The following is a 17,798-nucleotide window of genomic DNA, read 5'->3' on the forward strand; positions in this document are numbered from 1 at the left end:
CTTTCAATCGGTGATGTTATCGACCGTTTTTGCCGAATGCAGCCAGATGGCGTGCTGGTCTGGGTATCAATCATCAGTGCTCAGGCACGATGACCTCAGGTGGTCAGCCCAGCTGAAATTTCGTACTTACGCCCATCTCACGGGGACGGCCATCGAGGCCTGATTTCAACCCGGGTGGTTCCTTAGGCGCGCGCTGCTGGCGAAGTGCCGGCGGGCGGTGCGCAGCAGGGCCGCTTAATGGACGCTCTGGACCTAGCCCAGCCGTACGCCTCAATCGGGCGTCAGCCGAATCAGCCGCCCGTCGTCGCTATCGGTCACGACATAGATGAAGCCATCCGGCCCCTGCCGGACATCCCGGATACGCTCGCCGAGCGATTCCAGCAGCCGGGTTTCCTTCACGACCTTGCCGGCATACGGGCGTTCCAGCACCAGACGTGCCAGATACTTGAATTTGAGCGAGCCAACCAGCAGGTTGCCGACCCAATCCTTGCCGTATCGCTCACTGGTCACGAAAGCCATGCCGGAAGGCGCAATCGACGGCGTCCACTGGTGCAAGGGTGGCAGGGTGCCGGCCATGGCTGATTGGCCGGTGCCGACCGCTGTGAAGTCGTAGTTCCGGCCGAAGCTCACCAGAGGCCAGCCGTAATTGCCCCCCGCTTGCGGCAGGTTGATTTCGTCGCCACCGCGCGGCCCGTGCTCATGCATCCAGAGCACGCCAAGCGGGCTGAGCGCCGCGCCCTGCGGGTTGCGGTGGCCATAGCTCCAGATTTCCGGCAGGGCGCCCGGTCGGCCGAGGAAGGGGTTGTCGGCCGGTACACTGCCATCCTTGTTGAGGCGGATGATTTTGCCGTGGTGATTGTCGAGGCGCTGGGCATCGTCGCGCCGGCTGTAGCGTTCGCCCAGCGTCAGAAAGAGCTTGCCGTCCGGCTGCCCGTCGGCGTTCCGGCTCTCGACGATACGGCAACCGAAGTGCAGTTCGCTCGACACCTTGGGGCGTTGGGAAAACAGGACGCGCACCGCCTCAAGCTGCGCCTGGTCCCGCGACAGCCGGGCGCTGGCCAGGGCGGTGCTGTTGCCACTGCCCGGCCGGGCAGGCTCGGAGAAGCAGAAGTAGAGCACCCGGTTATTGGCAAAATCGCTATCGAGCACGACATCGAGCAGCCCGCCCTGGCCACCGACCGCGATGGCCGGCAAGCCGCTCAGCGGGACGCCGACTTTTCCGTTACCGGCGACGATGCGCAACGCCCCGGCCCGCTCGGCGACGAGGAAATTGCCGTCCGGCAGAAAGGCCACCGCCCACGGGTGGTCGAGGCCCTTGGCGATGACCGTTGGCGTGACGGCCTGGGCCTGGCCGCCAAGGACAAGCGCCAACCCGGCCCACAAGGAAAACAGGCGTTTCGGCATCGTGCTGCGAAATCTCACGTGAGTTGACCACATCAAGTCATCGTACCTGACCAGGGCACCATCTGGCAGCACTCGGCCAATAGCAGAAATACAGCCAATCATCCTTGGATGGCTCGAATACGTGGCAAAGCGGCCGGATAGTGACGTAACCCACTCCCGCTATTTACTATATATAGTAGCTTCAGTGCCGGAAGCCACTACCTCTAGTTTATTTGGCTTGACGCCGGCCTCCCGGTGCATTTAGAGTAGAACCCGTTGAAGGTTCCCCATCCGGGGATTAAAAGGGAATTCGGTGCCAGGCTAACGCCTGAAATCCGGAGCTGCCCCCGCAACTGTTATCGGCGAGTGCTTCGCCACCCTCTGCCACTGGATGCGTCCGGGAAGGCGGGTGAAGCGCACCGACCCGAGAGCCAGGAGACCTGCCGCAACGTCCTTCCAATCAACGATGGGGCGGGGTGTCCCTGACGAAAGGTCTGTACGTGTTGCGGTTCGTTTGCATTCGAGAAGCTGCTGCCTCAGCGGGATTTTCCCTGGGTGACGCTCGCCTTACATCTGCCACGTTCTTTCGATTCTCCGCCCCTCATCCCGGAGAATCGTCGTGTCCGCGAACATCCTAGCCCTTTCTGCCAACAGCGAATCCACACTGGCGGCACTCCAGGTCATCCGCCGCAATGGTGCCGTGGTTGCCTTCGACCCGGAGAAAATTTCAGTTGCCGTGACCAAGGCCTTCCTGGCTGTCGAGGGTACTCAGAGTGCGACCTCCTCACGGGTGCGCGAAGTGGTGGCCCTGCTGACAGGCACCGTGGTTCGCTCGTTGACCCGTCGCCTGCCGGACGGTGGCACGGTGCACATTGAGGATATTCAGGACCAGGTTGAACTGGCCTTGATGCGCTCTGGCGAACACGATGTAGCACGAGCCTACGTGCTGTATCGCGAACGCCGCGCCAACGAGCGCGCCACCCTGACCGAAGTCCAGGCGCCGGTGTTGCATGTCACCATCCATGGCGAGCGCTGCCCGCTCGATGTCGCTGCCTTGCTCGCCAGTTGCGAAGCCGCCTGCGCCGGACTGAAAGGCGAGGTTTCGGCAAAGCTCATCCTCGACCATGCCCTGAAGAATCTCTACGACGGCGTCAGCATGACGGACGTGCAGCAGGCACTCATCCTGTCGGCGCGGACCCTCATCGAACGCGAGCCGGGCTACGACTTCGCCACCGCCCGCTTGCTGCTGGCCAGCCTGAGTCTGGAGGTCCTGGGTCACACGGATTCGAGCCGGTCCACCGCGCAACAATACGCCGATTACCTGCCTACCTTCATCCAGCGCGGTATCGCTGCCGAACTGCTTGACCCGCGCCTGAAGGACTATGACCTTGGCCGCCTGGCTGCTGCCCTCAAGCCCGAACGCGACCACCTGTTCGGCTACCTCGGCCTGCAAACCCTGTACGACCGCTATTTCCTGCACATCGAAGGCCGTCGTATCGAACTGCCGCAGATTTTCTTCATGCGCGTCGCCATGGGCCTAGCGCTCAACGAAATCGACCGTGAAGCCCGCGCCATCGAGTTCTACGACCTGATTTCCAGCTTTGACTTCATGTGCTCGACACCGACCCTGTTCAACAGTGGCACCCTGCATTCCCAGCTCTCCTCCTGCTACCTGACCACGGTGGCCGACGACTTGGAAGGCATCTACCAGTCCATCAAGGAAAACGCTCTGTTGCAGAAGTACGCAGGCGGCCTCGGCAACGACTGGACACCGGTGCGGGCGCTGGGCAGCCGCATCAAGGGTACCAACGGCCAAAGCCAGGGTGTGATTCCCTTTCTCAAGGTGGTCAATGACACGGCCGTCGCCGTGAACCAGGGCGGCAAGCGCAAGGGCGCCGTCTGCGCCTACCTGGAAACCTGGCATCTCGATATCGAGGAATTCCTGGAACTGCGCAAAAACACGGGCGACGAGCGCCGTCGCACCCATGACATGAACACCGCCAACTGGATTCCTGACTTGTTCATGAAGCGAGTCCATGAGAACGGCGAATGGACGCTCTTCTCCCCGGTCGATGTTCCGGACCTGCATGAGAAATTTGGCAAGGCTTTTGAGGCCGCCTATCTCGCTTATGAAGCCAAGGCCGCAGCCGGCGAACTCAAGCTGCACAAGAAGCTTCCCGCTGTGCAACTGTGGCGGAAGATGCTAACCATGCTGTTCGAGACTGGGCACCCGTGGATTACCTTCAAAGATGTCTGCAATCTGCGCTCGCCGCAGCAGCATGTCGGCGTGGTGCACAGCTCCAACCTTTGTACCGAAATCACACTGAACACCTCGGATTCGGAAACCGCTGTTTGCAACCTCGGTTCGGTCAATCTGCTCGCTCACCTGAAGGATGGAGAACTCGACCACGCCAAGTTGGCGAGGACGGTGCAAATCGCCATGCGCATGCTCGACAACGTCGTGGACATCAACTTCTACGCCACGCCCAAGGCACGCAACGCCAATCTACGCCACCGTCCGGTCGGCATGGGCATCATGGGCTTCGCCGATTGCCTCTATGCACTGGGCCTGCCCTATGCCTCCCAGGAAGCCGTCGAGTTTGCCGACCGCAGTATGGAGACGGTGTGCTACCAGGCTTACTGGGCCTCGACCGAACTGGCCCGGGAGCGTGGGCGTTACTCCAGCTTCACAGGCAGCCTATGGGACCAGGGCATCCTGCCGCATGAATCCATCGAACTGGTGGCCGCCACCCGTGGCGACTATCTGGAAGTGAACCGCGACTCCCGCCTCGACTGGGCGGCGCTGAAGGCTCGCATTGCCCAGTTCGGCATGCGCAACTCGAATTGCGTGGCCATCGCCCCGACCGCGACCATCTCGAACATCGTCGGCGTCTCGGCCAGCATCGAGCCGACCTACCAGAATATCTACGTCAAATCGAATCTCTCCGGCGAATTCACCGTGGTCAACGAAGCCCTGGTCCGTGACCTCAAGGTGCTCGACCTGTGGGACGAAGTGATGGTCGCCGACCTCAAGTATTTTGACGGCTCGCTGTCCCGCATCGACCGCGTGCCCGAGGCGCTGAAAGCGCGCTACGCCACAGCATTCGAAATCGACCCCAAGTGGCTCATTGAGGCGGCTGCCCGGCGTCAGAAGTGGATAGACCAAGCGCAGTCGCTCAACCTCTATCTCGCCCTGCCGTCCGGCAAGAAGCTCGATGAATTGTACAAACTCGCCTGGGTCCGTGGCCTGAAAACCACCTATTACCTGCGCACCCTGGGGGCCAGCCAGGCAGAAAAGGCCGGCGGGCGGGACGATGCCATGCCGCAGGAGGAACCCAAATTCTGCTCCATCGACAACCCCGAGTGCGAGGCTTGCCAATGAAAGCCTTGCGACACATTCTGGCGGTGCTGACCCTGATAGCCCTTACCGGCGTCGCTCAAGCGGCCGATTGCCCCCGCATCATCAGCCAGTCGCCGTACATCACCCGCGCCCTGGAATGGTTGGGGAGAGTTGATTGCATCGTCGGAGTCAGTCGCTACGACTTGCTGCCGCTCCCCCATACCGGCGGGGTCATGGACCCCGACCGTGCGGCGATGGAAGACCTGGAGCCCGATGTCGTCATTTATTCCGAATGGACCAAAGCAGAAGCCGCGCAGTCGGCGACACCTCCTACTGCCCAGGCCCTGCGGGTCGGGGGCTTCAGGGGAATGAACGGGGTCGAGGCCATGCTGCTTGAGGTTGGCCGCGCTGCCAGGGTGGCCGACATTGACCAGCGTATCGCCCGGTTTGCCGCCGATTGGCGGGCCGCCGCCCGAAACGTCCCCAGCCGCCAGCGCCGCGTTCTGATTCTCTCGGCGTGTGGCAAGGCACCGTACTCGTTCGGCAAAGGAACGACACTCCACGAAGTCTTCACGGCGGCCGGTTTCGAGGTCGTAGCTGACCACGACAATGTACGCAACTTCCAGCCTGATACCCCGAACGGCGATGTGGCCGGCTGGATTGCTGGGCGCCAGCCGGACATCCTCTTCGCCTTGCAAGACCGCAAGGCGGAAAGCTGCAATCCGGCCATCGCCAAGCCTGGCATCCCTATCCTGCCGTTGACCGGCGAATACTTCACGCATCCCGGCCCAGGTCTCCTCAAGGGATTGGACGAGTTGCGCCAAACCATGGCCGATTACGGCAACTGATTCCCGAGGACATACCATGAACGCAGCCTACCGTTTTGATGACTGGGATACGCCCAATCCGGCAACGACCCCGACCATTTCAGCCATCACTTCGCCGTCGACCGCAACCGCTAGTCCTGCCGCTCTGGCACCGGCGACGAATCGGGAAGAACTGGCGCCCGCCACCGCCCTGACGGCGGTCAATGCCGCCGACAAGCGCATCGTCAATGGCAAGGCTGACATCAACCAGCTGGCGCCGTTCAAATATCCGTGGGCCTGGGAATTCTTCCTCAAGGCCAACCGCAACCACTGGACGCCGCTGGAAATCAGCATGGCGCAGGACGTGCATGATTATCACCACAAGCTGACATCGGCCGAACGGCACGTCTTCTCGAACGTGCTCGCCTATCTGACGACTTCCGACATCCTGGCCATGCGCAACATCGGCCTAGCGGTGATGGAAAAAATGAGTGCGCCGGAGTTGCAGATTTACCAGGCTCGCCAGGTCTACGAGGAGGCCCTGCACACCTGGACCTACCAGCACTGCATCGAGAGCCTGGGCCTCGACCAGCAGGAAATCTACAACCGCTATCGCGTCGTGCCGGAGATTCACGGCAAGATTAAGCTGGCCAATCGACGTCTGGAACGTGTGCTGCGTTCGGACTTCGACTTGACCAATCGCGATAATCTCCACGAGTTCGCCCTGTCGTACTTCTTCTTTGCCGTCATCTTCGAGGGCTGCTGGTTCTACAACGGCTTCACGCCGGTCTTCGCTCTGCAACGACGGGGATTGATGAAAGGGGCTGCCGAGCAGTTGCAGTACATCATGCGCGACGAAGTCTTGCATTGCGCCTTCGGCATCCGGGTTGTACGCGAATTGCTCAAGGAAGAAAACCTGAGCCTCGACCCGCAAGCCCTGCGCCAACTCTGGGATGAAGCGGAAGCGGCGGAAACCGCCTATGCCGGCTACATCCTGCGCGAGCCCATCCTGGGTTACAACGTCGAGCTCCATGTCCAGCAATTCCGCTTCATCGCCAACCGTCGCGCCCGCCAGGTCGGTGTGGCCGAGCCTTTCCCTGGTGCCGAAAATGTCCTGCCCTGGCTGGACGAGCAGGCCAACCTGCGCAAGGAGAAAAACTTCTTCGAGACCCGGGTGACCGAGTATCAGACGGGTGGGGCGCTGGCTTGGGAGTGATGCACCTGCCGATAGTCGGTGAGCCGTATCGGGTCATTGCATATCACCGTCCAACACTGCTGACGCATCTACTGGACCTGAACGACGATGACCGATACGGCCGCTTTGCCACTTCACTATCCAATGCCGGAATTACGTCTTACGTTAACCGTATTGACCTCGAAAGGGACATCGGTTTGGCCGTGGCGAGTGCGGATGAACGCATTATTGGCTTCATCCATTTGGCTGTTCACGGAGACGCCGCAGAGCTTGGTGCCAGTGTGTCTGCCCCTTGGCGTAGGCAGGGCGTTGCTCAGCAGTTGTTCAAAGCGGCGGTGAAAAGCGCCAGGAGTGCAGGCATTCGTGAAATTCATCTGGCTACGGCACATCCGGTGGCCAGACATATTTTGACGAGATTGGGCTACCCATGTCGAATGCAAATGACCTATCCGCGTGGCGTGGTTCCTCTGCAAGATACGGCAGCTTTCCACCTTGCAGACATCTCTGAGCTTGCACGAGAACTACCGCTTTGGGTCGATTTGAGCCGGTCAGGTCAACGCGATTCGGCGGTCCGGTGACTGCGATTTCAGCATCGCGTTTCCTTATCCTGATCTTGCCGCGGAAAAACGCAGTCTACTTCGCCTTTTTCACCGGCACCACACCGCGCTCGATGCTCTTCCAGGCCTGTTCGAGTACGGCCAGCGTCGCCGGGGCATAGGCCTGGGGGTGGCTGGCGAAGGTGGCGATGACCAGGCGCTTGTCGAAGTCGATGTAGAGGCTGGTGCCGTGCGTGCCGATCAGGGCGACGCGGTTGGCGGCCCCCCCGAGATGCACGAAACCGTAGCGCCGCGCACTGCCCTTGCTGAGCCCCTTGATCTCGGCGCTGCGCAGGCCGGACGAGGCGACCAGGGTTTCGATGAACCAGCCGGGAATCCTCGCCCGGCTGCGGCTGCCGCGCGCCTCGACGAAGAGTTGGCCAAGCCTGGCGAAGTCGCGCAGCGAGAGGCCGAGGCCGTTGGCCAGCTCGACACCCTGGGCGTCGCTCAGCCACAGCACCTCATGTTCCGGCTGCGCGCGGCGCAGCAGTTGCTCACAAAAAAGCCTGGCCAGCGGCTGGGCATTGCTTTCGACCAGGACCCAGGCGAGCAGGTCATCGTCGGGGGTGGCCGTAGCACGGGCATCCGGCACTTCGCTGAGCGGCCTGTCCCAGTGACTCGGCTGGGCGAGCCAGGCCCGGAGACCGTTGCCGTTGGCACCTTCGCCCCAGCCGGCAGCCTGCTGCCAGGCGGCGAGTTCCTCCGGGCTCCAGGTATGGCGTTCGTCGCCATCGAGCAGGCGCTGGATGGCTATCTTGCGCAGGCCGCCCGAGGCGGCGAGTGCGGGGATGTAGCGGGAGACCGATTTGTCGGCAGCGAGCTTGCCCTGGCTGACACTCATCGCCCCCAGCAGGTTGAGCAAGGGGCGCGTTGCGTCGAGCAGCAGGCGCGGCCGGTCGGGCAGCAGGCCGTTGCGGTAGCGCTCGGCGACGATCTGGCCGTTGCGCAGCACGACGACGCCGTCGGCGGCCAGCCGGCTGTCGAGCAGGAAGCCCAGGCTGCGCGCCTTGCCGTCATAGGGATCGACGGCCGGCCAATCGTCCAGCGAACGTTCGACCAGCGGCACGGCGGGCCGGTCGGCGGCCGGGGCGAGACGCCAGGCCGGCATGAAGGTGGTCGCCGCCTGCAGCGTCAGGCGCTGGTGCTCGATGGCCAGCCAGTTGCCCTGGTCGATCCACGGCCCGAGTTTCTGCTCGCCGGCCGGCAGCCTGTCGAACTGGCAGGTGGGCGTCGCGGCCAGGGCGGCCGACGACAGCGAGAACAGGAGCAGGACAACTGGCCAGCGGCGATTCATTTTTATTCTCCGTTTCAGGTTGTTCAGCGCATCAGCCGTTCGCTGGCTTCGCGCACCACATCGTTCAGGTTGCCCTGTTCCTGGAAGCGCTCGCGCAGCCAGGCCGCATCGCCCGCCCCCTCGGCGAGCTGGTTCTTCAACGGGTTCAACCAGTGCAGGCAACCCAGCGCGCTGGCGTCTTCGGAAATCGCTTCGAGCAGCGGGGCCAGCGTCTGCCGCAAGGGCTGCTGGCAGAGCCCGACCGGGTCGGAAATTTCGGCATCGAGGCCGAAGCGGCAGGCCTGGAACTTGTTGTAACGGGCAACATGGGCCTGCCTGTCGGTATGCAGCGGCGGCCGGGTGCGCAGCAGCCAGCGCGCCAGCGACTGGGCAAAGGCGGCCAGGGCGATGGCCTGCTCGATGCTCAGCGGGGTATCGCAGACGCGAATCTCGACCGTGCCGAACTCAGGTTTCGGCCGCACATCCCAGTACAAATCCTTGATACCCTGCGCGATGCCGCAGGCCTGCAGGAATTCGAAATGCCGGCAGAAATCCGGCCAGTCGTTCAGCGGCGGGCACTGCCCGCTGAGCGGGAAGGCCGATACCGCGTTGAGACGGGCCGACTGGTAGAAACTGTCCACGCCATCGACGAAGGGCGACGAAGCCGACAGCGCGATGAAAGCCGGGACATGGACGCCGAGCGCCTGGGTCAGCCAGATCGCCTCATCCGCCGAGGTGCAGCCGACATGGATGTGCTGGCCGAACACCGTGAACTGCTTGGCCAGGTAGCCGTAGCGCTGGTACAGGCCGCTGAAGCGGTCGCCCGGGCAGATCCGGCGGTCCGGCCAATGGTGGAAGGGATGGGTGCCGCCGCCGCAGATGCCGATGTTGTTGCGCTCGCCATGCTGGCGCAGCGTGTCGCGCAGGCCGGCCAGGTCGGCCGCGATGCCATCGACCGTCCGCTGCGCCTGGGTGCTGATCTCGATCATGCTTTCGGTGATTTCCAGCTTGATTTCACCGAAGCGGCCGTCGTAATCGAGGCTGCCAAGCAGGTCGGTAGCGCCCCGCGTCAGATCGAAATCGCGCCGGGAGACCAGCTGGAGTTCGAGTTCGACACCGAGCGACAGCGGCGCGCTGTCCTTGAAGCTTTCCAGTCCCTTGCCGCTCATGCAATGCCTCCCTTCTCGCCGGCGCCGCATTCGCCGGATCGGCCGAGGGCCAGCCGGCAGAGGGCCGGCCCGAGCAATTCCATCATCGCCGCCGCGAACAGCGGCAGGGCCAGCGCCGAACGGCCAACCTCCGGATACAGACCGGCGATTTCATACGCCATGAACACCGCCGTCGCCGACAGGGGCTGGATGCCGACGCCCACCAGCAGGCGCTTGGGCAACGGCAGGCTGCCGCCCGACCAGGCCAGCGCGGCGGCCTTGGCAGCAGCCCTGACGAGCAGCAGGCCGAGCGCCTGCAGGCCGGCCAGCCAGGTGAACTCCTGCCAGGGCAAGGAGGCACCGACGATGACAAAGAGCACGATGGCGAGCAGCCAGTGACCTTCCGGCAGATCGGTATAGCGCAGCGTCTGCCGCCGGTCGCGTGCAGCAAGCAGCACGCCCATCAGGAAGAGGGTCAGGAAGACCGGCACGGCCAGCATGCGGGCGATGCCGACGGCGAGCAAGGCGCTGGCGACGAGGACGAAAACCTGGGCCAGCGACCGTTTGGGCAGCGCCCGGGCGATGAGCAGTGCCAGCCAGGCGCCCAGGCCGCCGATCAGCACTGCGCCGGCCACCACCCAGAGCGGATGGACGACGGCATTCAGCCAGTCCTCGCTCAATTCGGCATGGACGACACCCAGCACGAAGGCGAAGGCAATGAAGGAGGCGGCCGAGCTGATCGCGGTATGCAGGATGATGCGCTCGGTCACCTGCCCCTGGGCGCGTGATTCCTCGATGGTCAGCAACACCACGGCCGGCGCCGAGGCCATCGTGACCGCCGCGGTGGCCGCTGCCCAGGCCGGCGACAGGCCGACCAGCCAGAGCGCGAAGGCGAAGATCAGCGCAAAGGACAGCGAGATGTCGGCCAGCGTGCTGCGCAGCAACTCCGGGTTGCGGTGCAGCCAGCTCAGGTCGAGGCGCCGCCCGACCTCCATCATCAGCAGGCCGAGCGCCGCGTCGGCAATCGGCCTGGCCTGGGCCAGCGCCTCGATGCTGATCCAGCCGAGCGCCGACGGCCCAAAAACGATGCCGGCCAGCACGTAGCCGATGACCTTCGGCCAGCGGAGATGGGCATGCAGCCACTCGCCGATCAGCAGGCCGACGACCAGCAGCAGACTGAACAGGGCCAGCGAATCGATGGTTTCCGGAAAGGGCGGTAGGAAGAGCAGGCGCTCGATCAGGCTTTCCCAGACGCTGCGCAGCGGGGCGAGGAGGCGTTCGATCATGCTCGCCCCCCGGCCGTGCATCGCAAGATGGGCAAGGGCGCCCTCACCATCGCCGGCCCCGCGCCGCGTTGAGGAATTCGTCCAGGATGGGCGTGCAGTTCAGCAAATCCGGACTGCCCGGCGGGTGGAATTCCGGATGCCACTGCAGGCCGAGGACATAGGGCTTGCCTTCGAGACGAACGGCCTCGATCAGGCCGTCCTCGACGCTGCGTGCCTCGACCCGCAAGCCCTTGCCGACCGCCTTGATCGCCTGATGGTGGATGGAAACCACCCGCCCGCCGGCTTGCTCGGGGTAGAGCTTGCCCAGGCTGCCGCCGGCTTCCCAGGCGATGGCATGGGCGTACTTGTCGTAATCGTCGTGAACGTGGATGTCCGGCTGGTCGTATTGGGTCGCGATATCCTGGTACAGCGTGCCGCCCAGCGCCACGTTGATCAACTGGGCGCCGCGGCAGATGCCGAGCACCGGCTTGCCGGCCTCCATGAATTCGTGCAGCAGCTCCATCTCGTAGGCGTCGCGCAGGCGGTCGCCCGCCCACTCCGGCTGCACGGGTTCCTCGCCGTAGGACTGCGGGCTGATGTCGGCACCGCCTTGCAGGACCAGGCCGTCGAGATACTGCGGGTAGTCGGACAGGCGGATGCTGCTCCGGTGCAGCAGGCCATCGCCGCTCACCGACGGGATCATGAAGACCATCACCTCGCGCGACATCACCCAGTGGGCGACCGACTGTTCGAGGTAATGCAGCGACTTGGACTGCAAGCCGGTCGCCCCGGGCTGGGGATGGTAGATCCGGGCCGAGAGGCCGATGCGTAACGGACGTCGTGCCATCGTGAAACTCCTTGTCGATTGGTTGCGGCCGGATTGGCGGCAGGCTGTGCCTGCCACCGCTTCGCCTCGCCGAAAACGGGGAGGGCCGGAGAGTGCGCTTGGACACTACATTGCTTATCAATATAATTCCCGCACCTGATTCGCGCAATTCTTATGAAATCTCACACCCCCAGCCTGCCACTTGAAGTGCTGCAGCAATTTCGCGTCATCTACGGCACCATGCGGCAATATTTCCGCGCCCTCGAACAATGCTGCGGCCTGCCCGGCAGCCAGATGTGGATCCTCCAGGAAGTCGAGCGCACCCCCACCATCGGCGTCACCGAACTCGCCCAGCGCCTGGGCATCCACCAGTCCACCTGCAGCCAGCTGGTGGACCGGCTGGTCGGCCAGGGCTATCTGGAAAAACAGAAGGCGGCCAGCGACCGGCGCCGGGTCGGCCTGATCCTCGCCGCCAGCGGCCGGGCACTTATCGCACGCCTGCCCGGCCCGGCCGAAGGCGTGCTGCCGGCGGCGCTGACCAGCCTGCCCGAGGTCGCCCTGAAAACATTGCATATCAATCTAGCTGAACTGATCGGCCACCTGCAGGAAACGGATGAACAGTTCGCCCGGATTCCGCTGGCGGAGATGGTGCGCAATGCGGAATAGACTAGCCCTGCCCCGCTTCGCCGCCCTGCTCATCGTTGCCCTGCTGGCCGGTTGTGCCGGCAACCGGCTGCCGGAGAAAGCGGCCGACACAGCCAGGGTATCCGGCCCGGCCATACTCCCGCCAGACGCCGCCAGCCAGGCCATGCCGCAGGCCGCGCCGCCCGCAGCGAGCAGTGCTGCGGCCATGCCGGCCAATCCGGAAGAAAGCATCTTCTTTTCGCCGGGAGCCAGCGCCATCGCTTCGGCCGAACGACGCAAGCTCAAGCCGCTGGCCAGCCGCCTGCAGGCCGACCGGCGACAGACCGTCACCCTGGTCGGGCACGCCAACGACAACGGCAGCCGCTCATTCAACCTGGCCGTGGCCGATGCCCGGATCGGCGCTGTCGCCAGCGCGCTGAAGAAACTGGGGGTCGCCGCCTACCAGATCCGCAAGCGGGTATTGGGCGACGAGCAGGTCCCGGCCGATTGCCGCGCCTCCGCCTGCCGGAAAGCCATGCGCCGCGTGGACTTCCTGTTCTCCGGCCCGGCGACCGCCAACTGAGGCGCGGCGCGCCGTTCAGGCGCGCAGTTCGAGGTTCAACCGGACCAGGTCGGCGACATTGCCGACCCCGAGCTTGTCCATCATGCGCGCCTTGTGCACCTCGACGGTGCGCGGACTGATGCCGAGCTCGGCGGCAATGTCCCGGTTATGCTGCCCGGCCACCACCCGGGCCATCACCTCCCGTTCGCGCGGCGTCAACCCGGCGAGGAGGCGCTCGACGGCCGAGCGGTTGAGATCGGCGGCCAGCTGGCTTTGCTGGCGGGCAAAGGCGTCGGCGATGGCAGCCAGCAGCTTGCGGTGGTCGAGCGGCTTTTCCAGGAAATCCACGGCCAGCGCCCGGAAGGCCTCGCGGGCCGAGGCCACGTCGCCATGGCCGGTCATCACGATGACCGGCAGGTCGCTGCCCAACTGGTTCAGGTGCTTCTGCAGGGTCAGGCCATCCATGCCGGGCATGCGGATATCGAGCAGCAGGCAGCCGCGCCAGGTCTTCTTGTAGGCTTTCAGGAAGCTTTCCGCATCGCCGAACACGGCAACCCGGTAATCCTCGACGCCGAGCAGCAGGCTCAGGGCATCGCGTACGGAGGGATCGTCATCGACGATGAAGACAGTCAGATTGTCAGACATGGTTCATGGATTCCTGAATCGGCAGAACGATCTTGAAGATGCCATGCTCGGCCACCTCGCCCCACAGTGTGCCGCCATGGGTTTCGACGATGGCGCGGCTGATCACCAGCCCGAGGCCCAGGCCGCTCGACTTGGATGAATTGAAGGGCTCGAACAGCGTGCCGGCGACCTTTTCGGATAGCCCTCGGCCGGAGTCGGTCACGACGAGGCAGACACGCGCCCCGGGCAGGATTTCACCCCGCAGGCTGACCGCGCGCTGCGCACAGTCAGGGTGATCGACGGCATCGAAGGCGTTGGCGAGCAGATTGCGCAGCACCACTTCGAGTTGCAGACGGTCGGCCAGCAGGCTGACGTCGGGAATCGTGCCGACCGTGAAAGCGATGCCGCGTTGCGCGGCCCGCGCCTGGTAATGGCGGGCGGCCTGGTCGACGATTTCCGGCAGCCGGGCGGCTTCCAGCTTGGTCGCCCCGGTCCGGAAAAAGTCGCGTAGCCGGCGGACCACCTCGCCGGCCCGAGCCGACTCGACCAGCATGCCGTGGATGGCGGCATTCAGGCGCTCGCCCTGCTCGCCGCGCTCGAGCAGTCGTTCGCAGGCCGAACCGTAGGCCGCCAGCGCGGTCAGCGGCTGGTTGAGCTCGTGGGCCAGCGCTCCGGCCATTTCTCCCGCCGCCGCGAGACGCAGCGTCTGCTTCAGTTCGTCACTGGTCCGCCGCTGCTCGTCCACCACGCTACCCACGAAAAAGCCGATCAGGGCCATGGCCAGCGACAGCATTTGCAGCTCGGCAATGGTCACTGCGTTGTAGCTCAGCACCTGGACGGCGACGATGACCTCGATCTGCAGCAGCGAAGCGGCAAGGATGGCACCGGCCATGCCCTGCCGGGCCGAGGCCCAGATCAGCGGCAGGAAGAGCAGGTAGAAGAACTTGAAGCCGCTGCCGCCGCCGAAATCGAAAGCGATCCACAGTGCCAGCAGGCTGGCGGCGACGTAGCCCAGGGTTTCCCAGCGCAGGGCGGCGGTGCGCAGCAACAAGCGGCCGCGCTCGCTGCTCAGCCACCAGAAGAGCGGCATCGCCACCGTGATGCCGACACTGTCGCCCACCCAGAACTGGACGACCCCGGTGCGCCAGCCCTCGGCCGGCAGCAGACCGAACAGTTGCAGGCTGCTCAGGTAAATGATGCTGACCAGCAGGGTGCCGCCGGCAACCGGCAGGATCCAGGCGATCAGCGCGACACGGTCGTCGAGCAGCGTGGTCGATAGCAGGCGGCGGCGCAGGTATTCGCCCAGCGCGATATAGCCGCCGGCCAGGATGGCCGCCGACAGCAGGCTGGCCCACCAGGCCTGTGGAACGCCACGGACCAGCAGTTCGCTGAGCAGCACGGTGCCGAGCACGGGCCACCAGGCAGCGCGGCCGCGGCGCAATATGAAGACCAGCCCGAGGGCTGGCGCCGGGTTCCAGGGCGTGATGTTGAGGCCGTGCAGCGGGTGGATGAAGCTCGTCACATCGAGAGCGATGTAGAGCGCAGCGAAGGCGAGGTTGAGAGACAGCGTGTTCACGTTGCGGGAAGGTCTGGGGCCGTCACGGTGCGAAGGAGCGAGTCATGCATGGCGCAATGTAACCCAAGCCACTCCGGGGCCGGATAAGGAGAAGCCGTACGGGTTTTCCGTACGCGCTGCCCGAATTATCGCCGCGGGGGCGGATGGCTATAGTCGGACGCATCACCCCTGCGAATCCCATCATGTCCATTTCAGCCGTCTCCACGCCGGAAATCGTTGCCGCCGCCATCTTCGGCATCGCCGTCCTCCATACGTTCTCGACCAAGTTCTTCGCCCACCTGGCCCATGTCCAGCCGCGCCACGCCGGTCTGTGGCACCTGCTGGCCGAAGTCGAGGTGGTATTCGGCTTCTGGGCCTTCGTCCTGGTTGCCGCGCTGTTCTCGCTGTCCGGCAAGGATGCCGCGGTCGACTACCTGGAAGCGCGCAATTTTACCGAGCCAATGTTCGTCTTCGTGATCATGGTCATCGCCGCCAGCCGGCCCATCCTCGAAACGGTGATGGCCACCGTCCGCCTGATCGCGGCCATGATCCCGATCCAGCGCGCCGTCGCCGTCTACTTCCTCTGTCTGTCCTTCATCCCCATGCTCGGCTCCTTCATCACCGAGCCGGCCGCCATGACCCTGGCAGCCCTGATGCTGCGCGACAGCTTCTTCAGCCAGCAGATTTCGAACCGCCTCAAATACGCCACCATCGGCCTGCTCTTCGTGAACATCTCCATCGGCGGCACGCTGACCAATTTCGCCGCGCCGCCAGTCCTGATGGTCGCCGCCAAGTGGCAGTGGGACACCCTCTACATGCTCTCCCACTTCGGCTGGAAAGCAGCCTTCGCCGTGTTCACCAACGCCGCCGTGCTGACCTGGTTCTTCCGCCGTGAACTGGCGGCCAAGGGCAAGCCCAACGGCACGGCCAACGCCACCGCCGTGCCGCGCACCGTCGCCGGCATCCACCTTGCCTTCCTCGTCGGTGTCGTTGTCTTCGCCCACCACGCCGTCGTCTTCATGGGCCTCTTCCTGTTCTTCCTCGGCTACACCGAAGCCTACAAGAAATACCAGGACCGCCTGATCCTGCGTGAAGGCCTGCTCGTCGCCTTCTTCCTGGCCGGCCTGGTCGTCCTCGGCGGCCTGCAGCAATGGTGGCTGCAAAGCGCGCTCACCGGCGTCGAGCCGACTGTCCTCTACTTCCTGGCCACCGCGCTGACCGCCGTGACCGACAACGCGGCGCTGACCTACCTGGCTTCACTGGTCGAAGGCGTTTCGGCCGAATTCAAGTACGCCATCGTGGCCGGCGCAGTCACCGGCGGCGGCCTGACCATCATCGCCAACGCACCCAACCCGGCCGGCGTGGCGATTCTCAAATCGAGCTTCGACGACCAGTCGGTCAGCCCGCTCGGCCTCTTCCTGGCCGCCTTGCCGCCGACCTGCGTCGCCATCTTCGCCTTCCTCGCCCTGTGATGCCCCGGCCCAGCCTCATCCTTCGCTCGCCCTACCTGCAGTGGCTGCTGGTCCAGATTTTCCCGCGCCTGCGGGCCTGGCCGGTCGGCAAGTGGCCGGCGGTGATGGAGAAGGTACGCAGCACCGATTTCGATCGCTTCGAGCGCATCGGCATCGTCGCTGCCATGGTCCTCACCACCTGGTTGCTGCGCCCGGCCAGCGACAGCGACAGCCCGGCCGCCGTTGTCTTCCTGACCCAACTGCTGGCCGCCCTGCCCCTGCTGTTTCTGATGGCCGGCCCTTTCTTCCTGCGCCGGATTCGCCGGGTACTCGACAGCGAAGCCCGCTCCGGACGGGAGGGAAGCGCCGACACTCCCGACGAAAGGAAGTGACATGGGAAATCTCGCCGAAATGAAACACCTGCACCCTGCTCCGCTCCCCGGCGCCCGTCCCCGCCTGCTGATCCCGATTGATGCCACCGAAGCGTCGCGCTGGGCGCTAGCCTACGCCCGTCGCCTGGCACAGGCCGGCACGCCGCCGGATATCTGCCTGCTGTTTGTCGCCGAGCCAGTGCACAGCTGGGAAGTGTTGCGCTTCTATACCGAGGAAGAGGTCCGCCGGCATTTCCAGCAACGCTCGGCCCTCTTTCTCGACGAAGCCGCCGCCCGCCTCCAGGAAGCCGGGCTCGCCTCGCGCAGTTTCTTCCGCGAGGCGGAGACGGTACCCGGCATCGTCGATCTGGCCGAAGAGCTCGCTTGCACCGAGATCGTCGTGCCGGCCACGCACTGGCTCGGCGTCTTCCCGACCGGACTGGCCCGCAAGCTGCTCCAGCGCCCGTGCGCCGTTCCGGTCACCCTGGTCCGGGAGGATGGCTCCACCGTTGTCTGACCACCACGTTCCCTCGTGGCGGAAATCTCTTTGAGGCGGGCAACCGCCTCTTTTTTTGTCCGGGGCTCAGATTTCCTTGATCGCCGGCACCAGCCGGCTGGTGTGGTGCAGGCGCTCGGCCCTCAGGCGCATGAACTGCAGTGCGAAAACGTGCATCAGGTGCCCCGCCTCACCCTCGCTCAGTGGCCAACCGGCCGGGTGCCATGCGGAGAGCGTGCGTCGCTTCCATGCCCCGCACTTTGCCGGCCGAACGTTTCCCACC

Annotated in this window: 16 protein-coding genes and 1 riboswitch; of the genes, 9 read left to right on the forward strand and 7 right to left on the reverse strand. The window is 64.5% G+C overall.

What is annotated here, in order from left to right:
* Nucleotides 1-270 precede the first annotated feature (270 nt).
* Nucleotides 271-1,404, reverse strand: a complete 1,134-nt coding sequence (locus K420_RS0114785; RefSeq protein ID WP_035854868.1) for a PQQ-dependent sugar dehydrogenase — start codon at nt 1,402-1,404, stop codon at nt 271-273.
* A gap of 241 nt (nt 1,405-1,645) precedes the next feature.
* Nucleotides 1,646-1,845, forward strand: a riboswitch (cobalamin riboswitch).
* A 157-nt stretch (nt 1,846-2,002) separates the two neighbouring features.
* On the opposite strand from K420_RS0114785, the gene K420_RS0114790 reads away from it, so the two are divergent.
* From K420_RS0114790 to K420_RS19845, 4 genes are read left to right on the forward strand one after another with little or no spacing between them, the layout of a single operon-like run.
* Nucleotides 2,003-4,765: a ribonucleoside-diphosphate reductase subunit alpha gene (locus K420_RS0114790; RefSeq protein WP_232422793.1), complete on the forward strand. Its 2,763-nt coding sequence runs from the start codon at nt 2,003-2,005 to the stop codon at nt 4,763-4,765.
* Complete coding sequence (locus K420_RS0114795) at nt 4,762-5,571, forward strand: ABC transporter substrate-binding protein (RefSeq protein WP_027458739.1); 810 nt, start codon at nt 4,762-4,764, stop codon at nt 5,569-5,571. The genes K420_RS0114790 and K420_RS0114795 overlap by 4 nt, the downstream gene beginning before the upstream one ends.
* A 16-nt stretch (nt 5,572-5,587) precedes the next feature.
* A complete protein-coding gene (locus K420_RS0114800) occupies nt 5,588-6,745 on the forward strand; it encodes a ribonucleotide-diphosphate reductase subunit beta (protein ID WP_027458740.1) in 1,158 nt (385 codons plus the stop codon).
* Nucleotides 6,745-7,302: a GNAT family N-acetyltransferase gene (locus K420_RS19845; RefSeq protein WP_051453163.1), complete on the forward strand. Its 558-nt coding sequence runs from the start codon at nt 6,745-6,747 to the stop codon at nt 7,300-7,302. The genes K420_RS0114800 and K420_RS19845 overlap by 1 nt, the downstream gene beginning before the upstream one ends.
* A 55-nt stretch (nt 7,303-7,357) precedes the next feature.
* Here K420_RS19845 and K420_RS0114810 read toward each other — a convergent pair whose 3' ends face one another.
* Genes K420_RS0114810 through K420_RS0114825 form a run of 4 tightly spaced genes read right to left on the reverse strand, consistent with a single transcriptional unit; the run spans nt 7,358 to nt 11,853 of the window.
* Entirely contained in the window at nt 7,358-8,614 is a 1,257-nt protein-coding gene (locus K420_RS0114810) for a serine hydrolase domain-containing protein (RefSeq protein ID WP_027458741.1), read from the reverse strand.
* 23 nt (nt 8,615-8,637) lie between these two features.
* Complete coding sequence (locus K420_RS0114815; protein WP_027458742.1) at nt 8,638-9,762, reverse strand: YbdK family carboxylate-amine ligase; 1,125 nt, start codon at nt 9,760-9,762, stop codon at nt 8,638-8,640.
* The gene (locus K420_RS0114820; protein ID WP_027458743.1) at nt 9,759-11,027 is read right to left on the reverse strand and encodes a cation:proton antiporter; all 1,269 of its coding nucleotides are present in this window, start codon (nt 11,025-11,027) and stop codon (nt 9,759-9,761) included. The genes K420_RS0114815 and K420_RS0114820 overlap by 4 nt, the downstream gene beginning before the upstream one ends.
* A gap of 43 nt (nt 11,028-11,070) precedes the next feature.
* Nucleotides 11,071-11,853, reverse strand: a complete 783-nt coding sequence (locus K420_RS0114825) for a gamma-glutamyl-gamma-aminobutyrate hydrolase family protein (RefSeq protein ID WP_027458744.1) — start codon at nt 11,851-11,853, stop codon at nt 11,071-11,073.
* A gap of 153 nt (nt 11,854-12,006) precedes the next feature.
* Here K420_RS0114825 and K420_RS0114830 point away from each other — a divergent pair, with 153 nt between their 5' ends.
* Entirely contained in the window at nt 12,007-12,498 is a 492-nt protein-coding gene (locus tag K420_RS0114830) for a MarR family winged helix-turn-helix transcriptional regulator (protein ID WP_027458745.1), read from the forward strand.
* On the forward strand, nt 12,488-13,039 hold the full coding sequence (locus K420_RS0114835) for an OmpA family protein (RefSeq protein ID WP_027458746.1): 552 nt from the start codon (nt 12,488-12,490) through the stop codon (nt 13,037-13,039). Before K420_RS0114830 ends, K420_RS0114835 begins: the two co-directional genes overlap by 11 nt.
* A 15-nt stretch (nt 13,040-13,054) precedes the next feature.
* Here K420_RS0114835 and K420_RS0114840 read toward each other — a convergent pair whose 3' ends face one another.
* The gene (locus tag K420_RS0114840) at nt 13,055-13,663 is read right to left on the reverse strand and encodes a response regulator transcription factor (RefSeq protein WP_027458747.1); all 609 of its coding nucleotides are present in this window, start codon (nt 13,661-13,663) and stop codon (nt 13,055-13,057) included.
* Nucleotides 13,656-15,218, reverse strand: a complete 1,563-nt coding sequence (locus K420_RS0114845) for an ATP-binding protein (protein ID WP_027458748.1) — start codon at nt 15,216-15,218, stop codon at nt 13,656-13,658. Before K420_RS0114845 ends, K420_RS0114840 begins: the two co-directional genes overlap by 8 nt.
* 182 nt (nt 15,219-15,400) lie before the next feature.
* On the opposite strand from K420_RS0114845, the gene K420_RS0114850 reads away from it, so the two are divergent.
* From K420_RS0114850 to K420_RS0114860, 3 genes are read left to right on the forward strand one after another with little or no spacing between them, the layout of a single operon-like run.
* Nucleotides 15,401-16,669: a putative Na+/H+ antiporter gene (locus K420_RS0114850; protein WP_027458749.1), complete on the forward strand. Its 1,269-nt coding sequence runs from the start codon at nt 15,401-15,403 to the stop codon at nt 16,667-16,669.
* A complete protein-coding gene (locus tag K420_RS0114855; RefSeq protein WP_027458750.1) occupies nt 16,669-17,040 on the forward strand; it encodes a hypothetical protein in 372 nt (123 codons plus the stop codon). Before K420_RS0114850 ends, K420_RS0114855 begins: the two co-directional genes overlap by 1 nt.
* A 1-nt stretch (nt 17,041) precedes the next feature.
* Nucleotides 17,042-17,536, forward strand: coding sequence for a universal stress protein (locus K420_RS0114860; RefSeq protein WP_084019673.1), 495 nt, complete (start codon nt 17,042-17,044; stop codon nt 17,534-17,536).
* Nucleotides 17,537-17,798 lie beyond the last annotated feature (262 nt).

It is taken from the genome of Dechloromonas agitata is5, assembly GCF_000519045.1.
Lineage (GTDB): Bacteria > Pseudomonadota > Gammaproteobacteria > Burkholderiales > Rhodocyclaceae > Azonexus > Azonexus agitatus.

Coding starts and splice junctions, on each gene's coding strand:
- K420_RS0114810 (WP_027458741.1), bottom strand. CDS start 8,614: ATGAATCGCCGCTGGCCAGTTGTCCTGCTCCTGTTCTCGCTGTCGTCG.
- K420_RS0114820 (WP_027458743.1), bottom strand. CDS start 11,027: ATGATCGAACGCCTCCTCGCCCCGCTGCGCAGCGTCTGGGAAAGCCTG.
- K420_RS0114860 (WP_084019673.1), top strand. CDS start 17,042: ATGGGAAATCTCGCCGAAATGAAACACCTGCACCCTGCTCCGCTCCCC.
- K420_RS0114785 (WP_035854868.1), bottom strand. CDS start 1,404: ATGCCGAAACGCCTGTTTTCCTTGTGGGCCGGGTTGGCGCTTGTCCTT.
- K420_RS0114830 (WP_027458745.1), top strand. CDS start 12,007: ATGAAATCTCACACCCCCAGCCTGCCACTTGAAGTGCTGCAGCAATTT.
- K420_RS0114855 (WP_027458750.1), top strand. CDS start 16,669: ATGCCCCGGCCCAGCCTCATCCTTCGCTCGCCCTACCTGCAGTGGCTG.
- K420_RS0114850 (WP_027458749.1), top strand. CDS start 15,401: ATGTCCATTTCAGCCGTCTCCACGCCGGAAATCGTTGCCGCCGCCATC.
- K420_RS0114815 (WP_027458742.1), bottom strand. CDS start 9,762: ATGAGCGGCAAGGGACTGGAAAGCTTCAAGGACAGCGCGCCGCTGTCG.
- K420_RS0114840 (WP_027458747.1), bottom strand. CDS start 13,663: ATGTCTGACAATCTGACTGTCTTCATCGTCGATGACGATCCCTCCGTA.
- K420_RS0114795 (WP_027458739.1), top strand. CDS start 4,762: ATGAAAGCCTTGCGACACATTCTGGCGGTGCTGACCCTGATAGCCCTT.
- K420_RS0114825 (WP_027458744.1), bottom strand. CDS start 11,853: ATGGCACGACGTCCGTTACGCATCGGCCTCTCGGCCCGGATCTACCAT.
- K420_RS0114835 (WP_027458746.1), top strand. CDS start 12,488: ATGCGGAATAGACTAGCCCTGCCCCGCTTCGCCGCCCTGCTCATCGTT.
- K420_RS19845 (WP_051453163.1), top strand. CDS start 6,745: ATGCACCTGCCGATAGTCGGTGAGCCGTATCGGGTCATTGCATATCAC.
- K420_RS0114800 (WP_027458740.1), top strand. CDS start 5,588: ATGAACGCAGCCTACCGTTTTGATGACTGGGATACGCCCAATCCGGCA.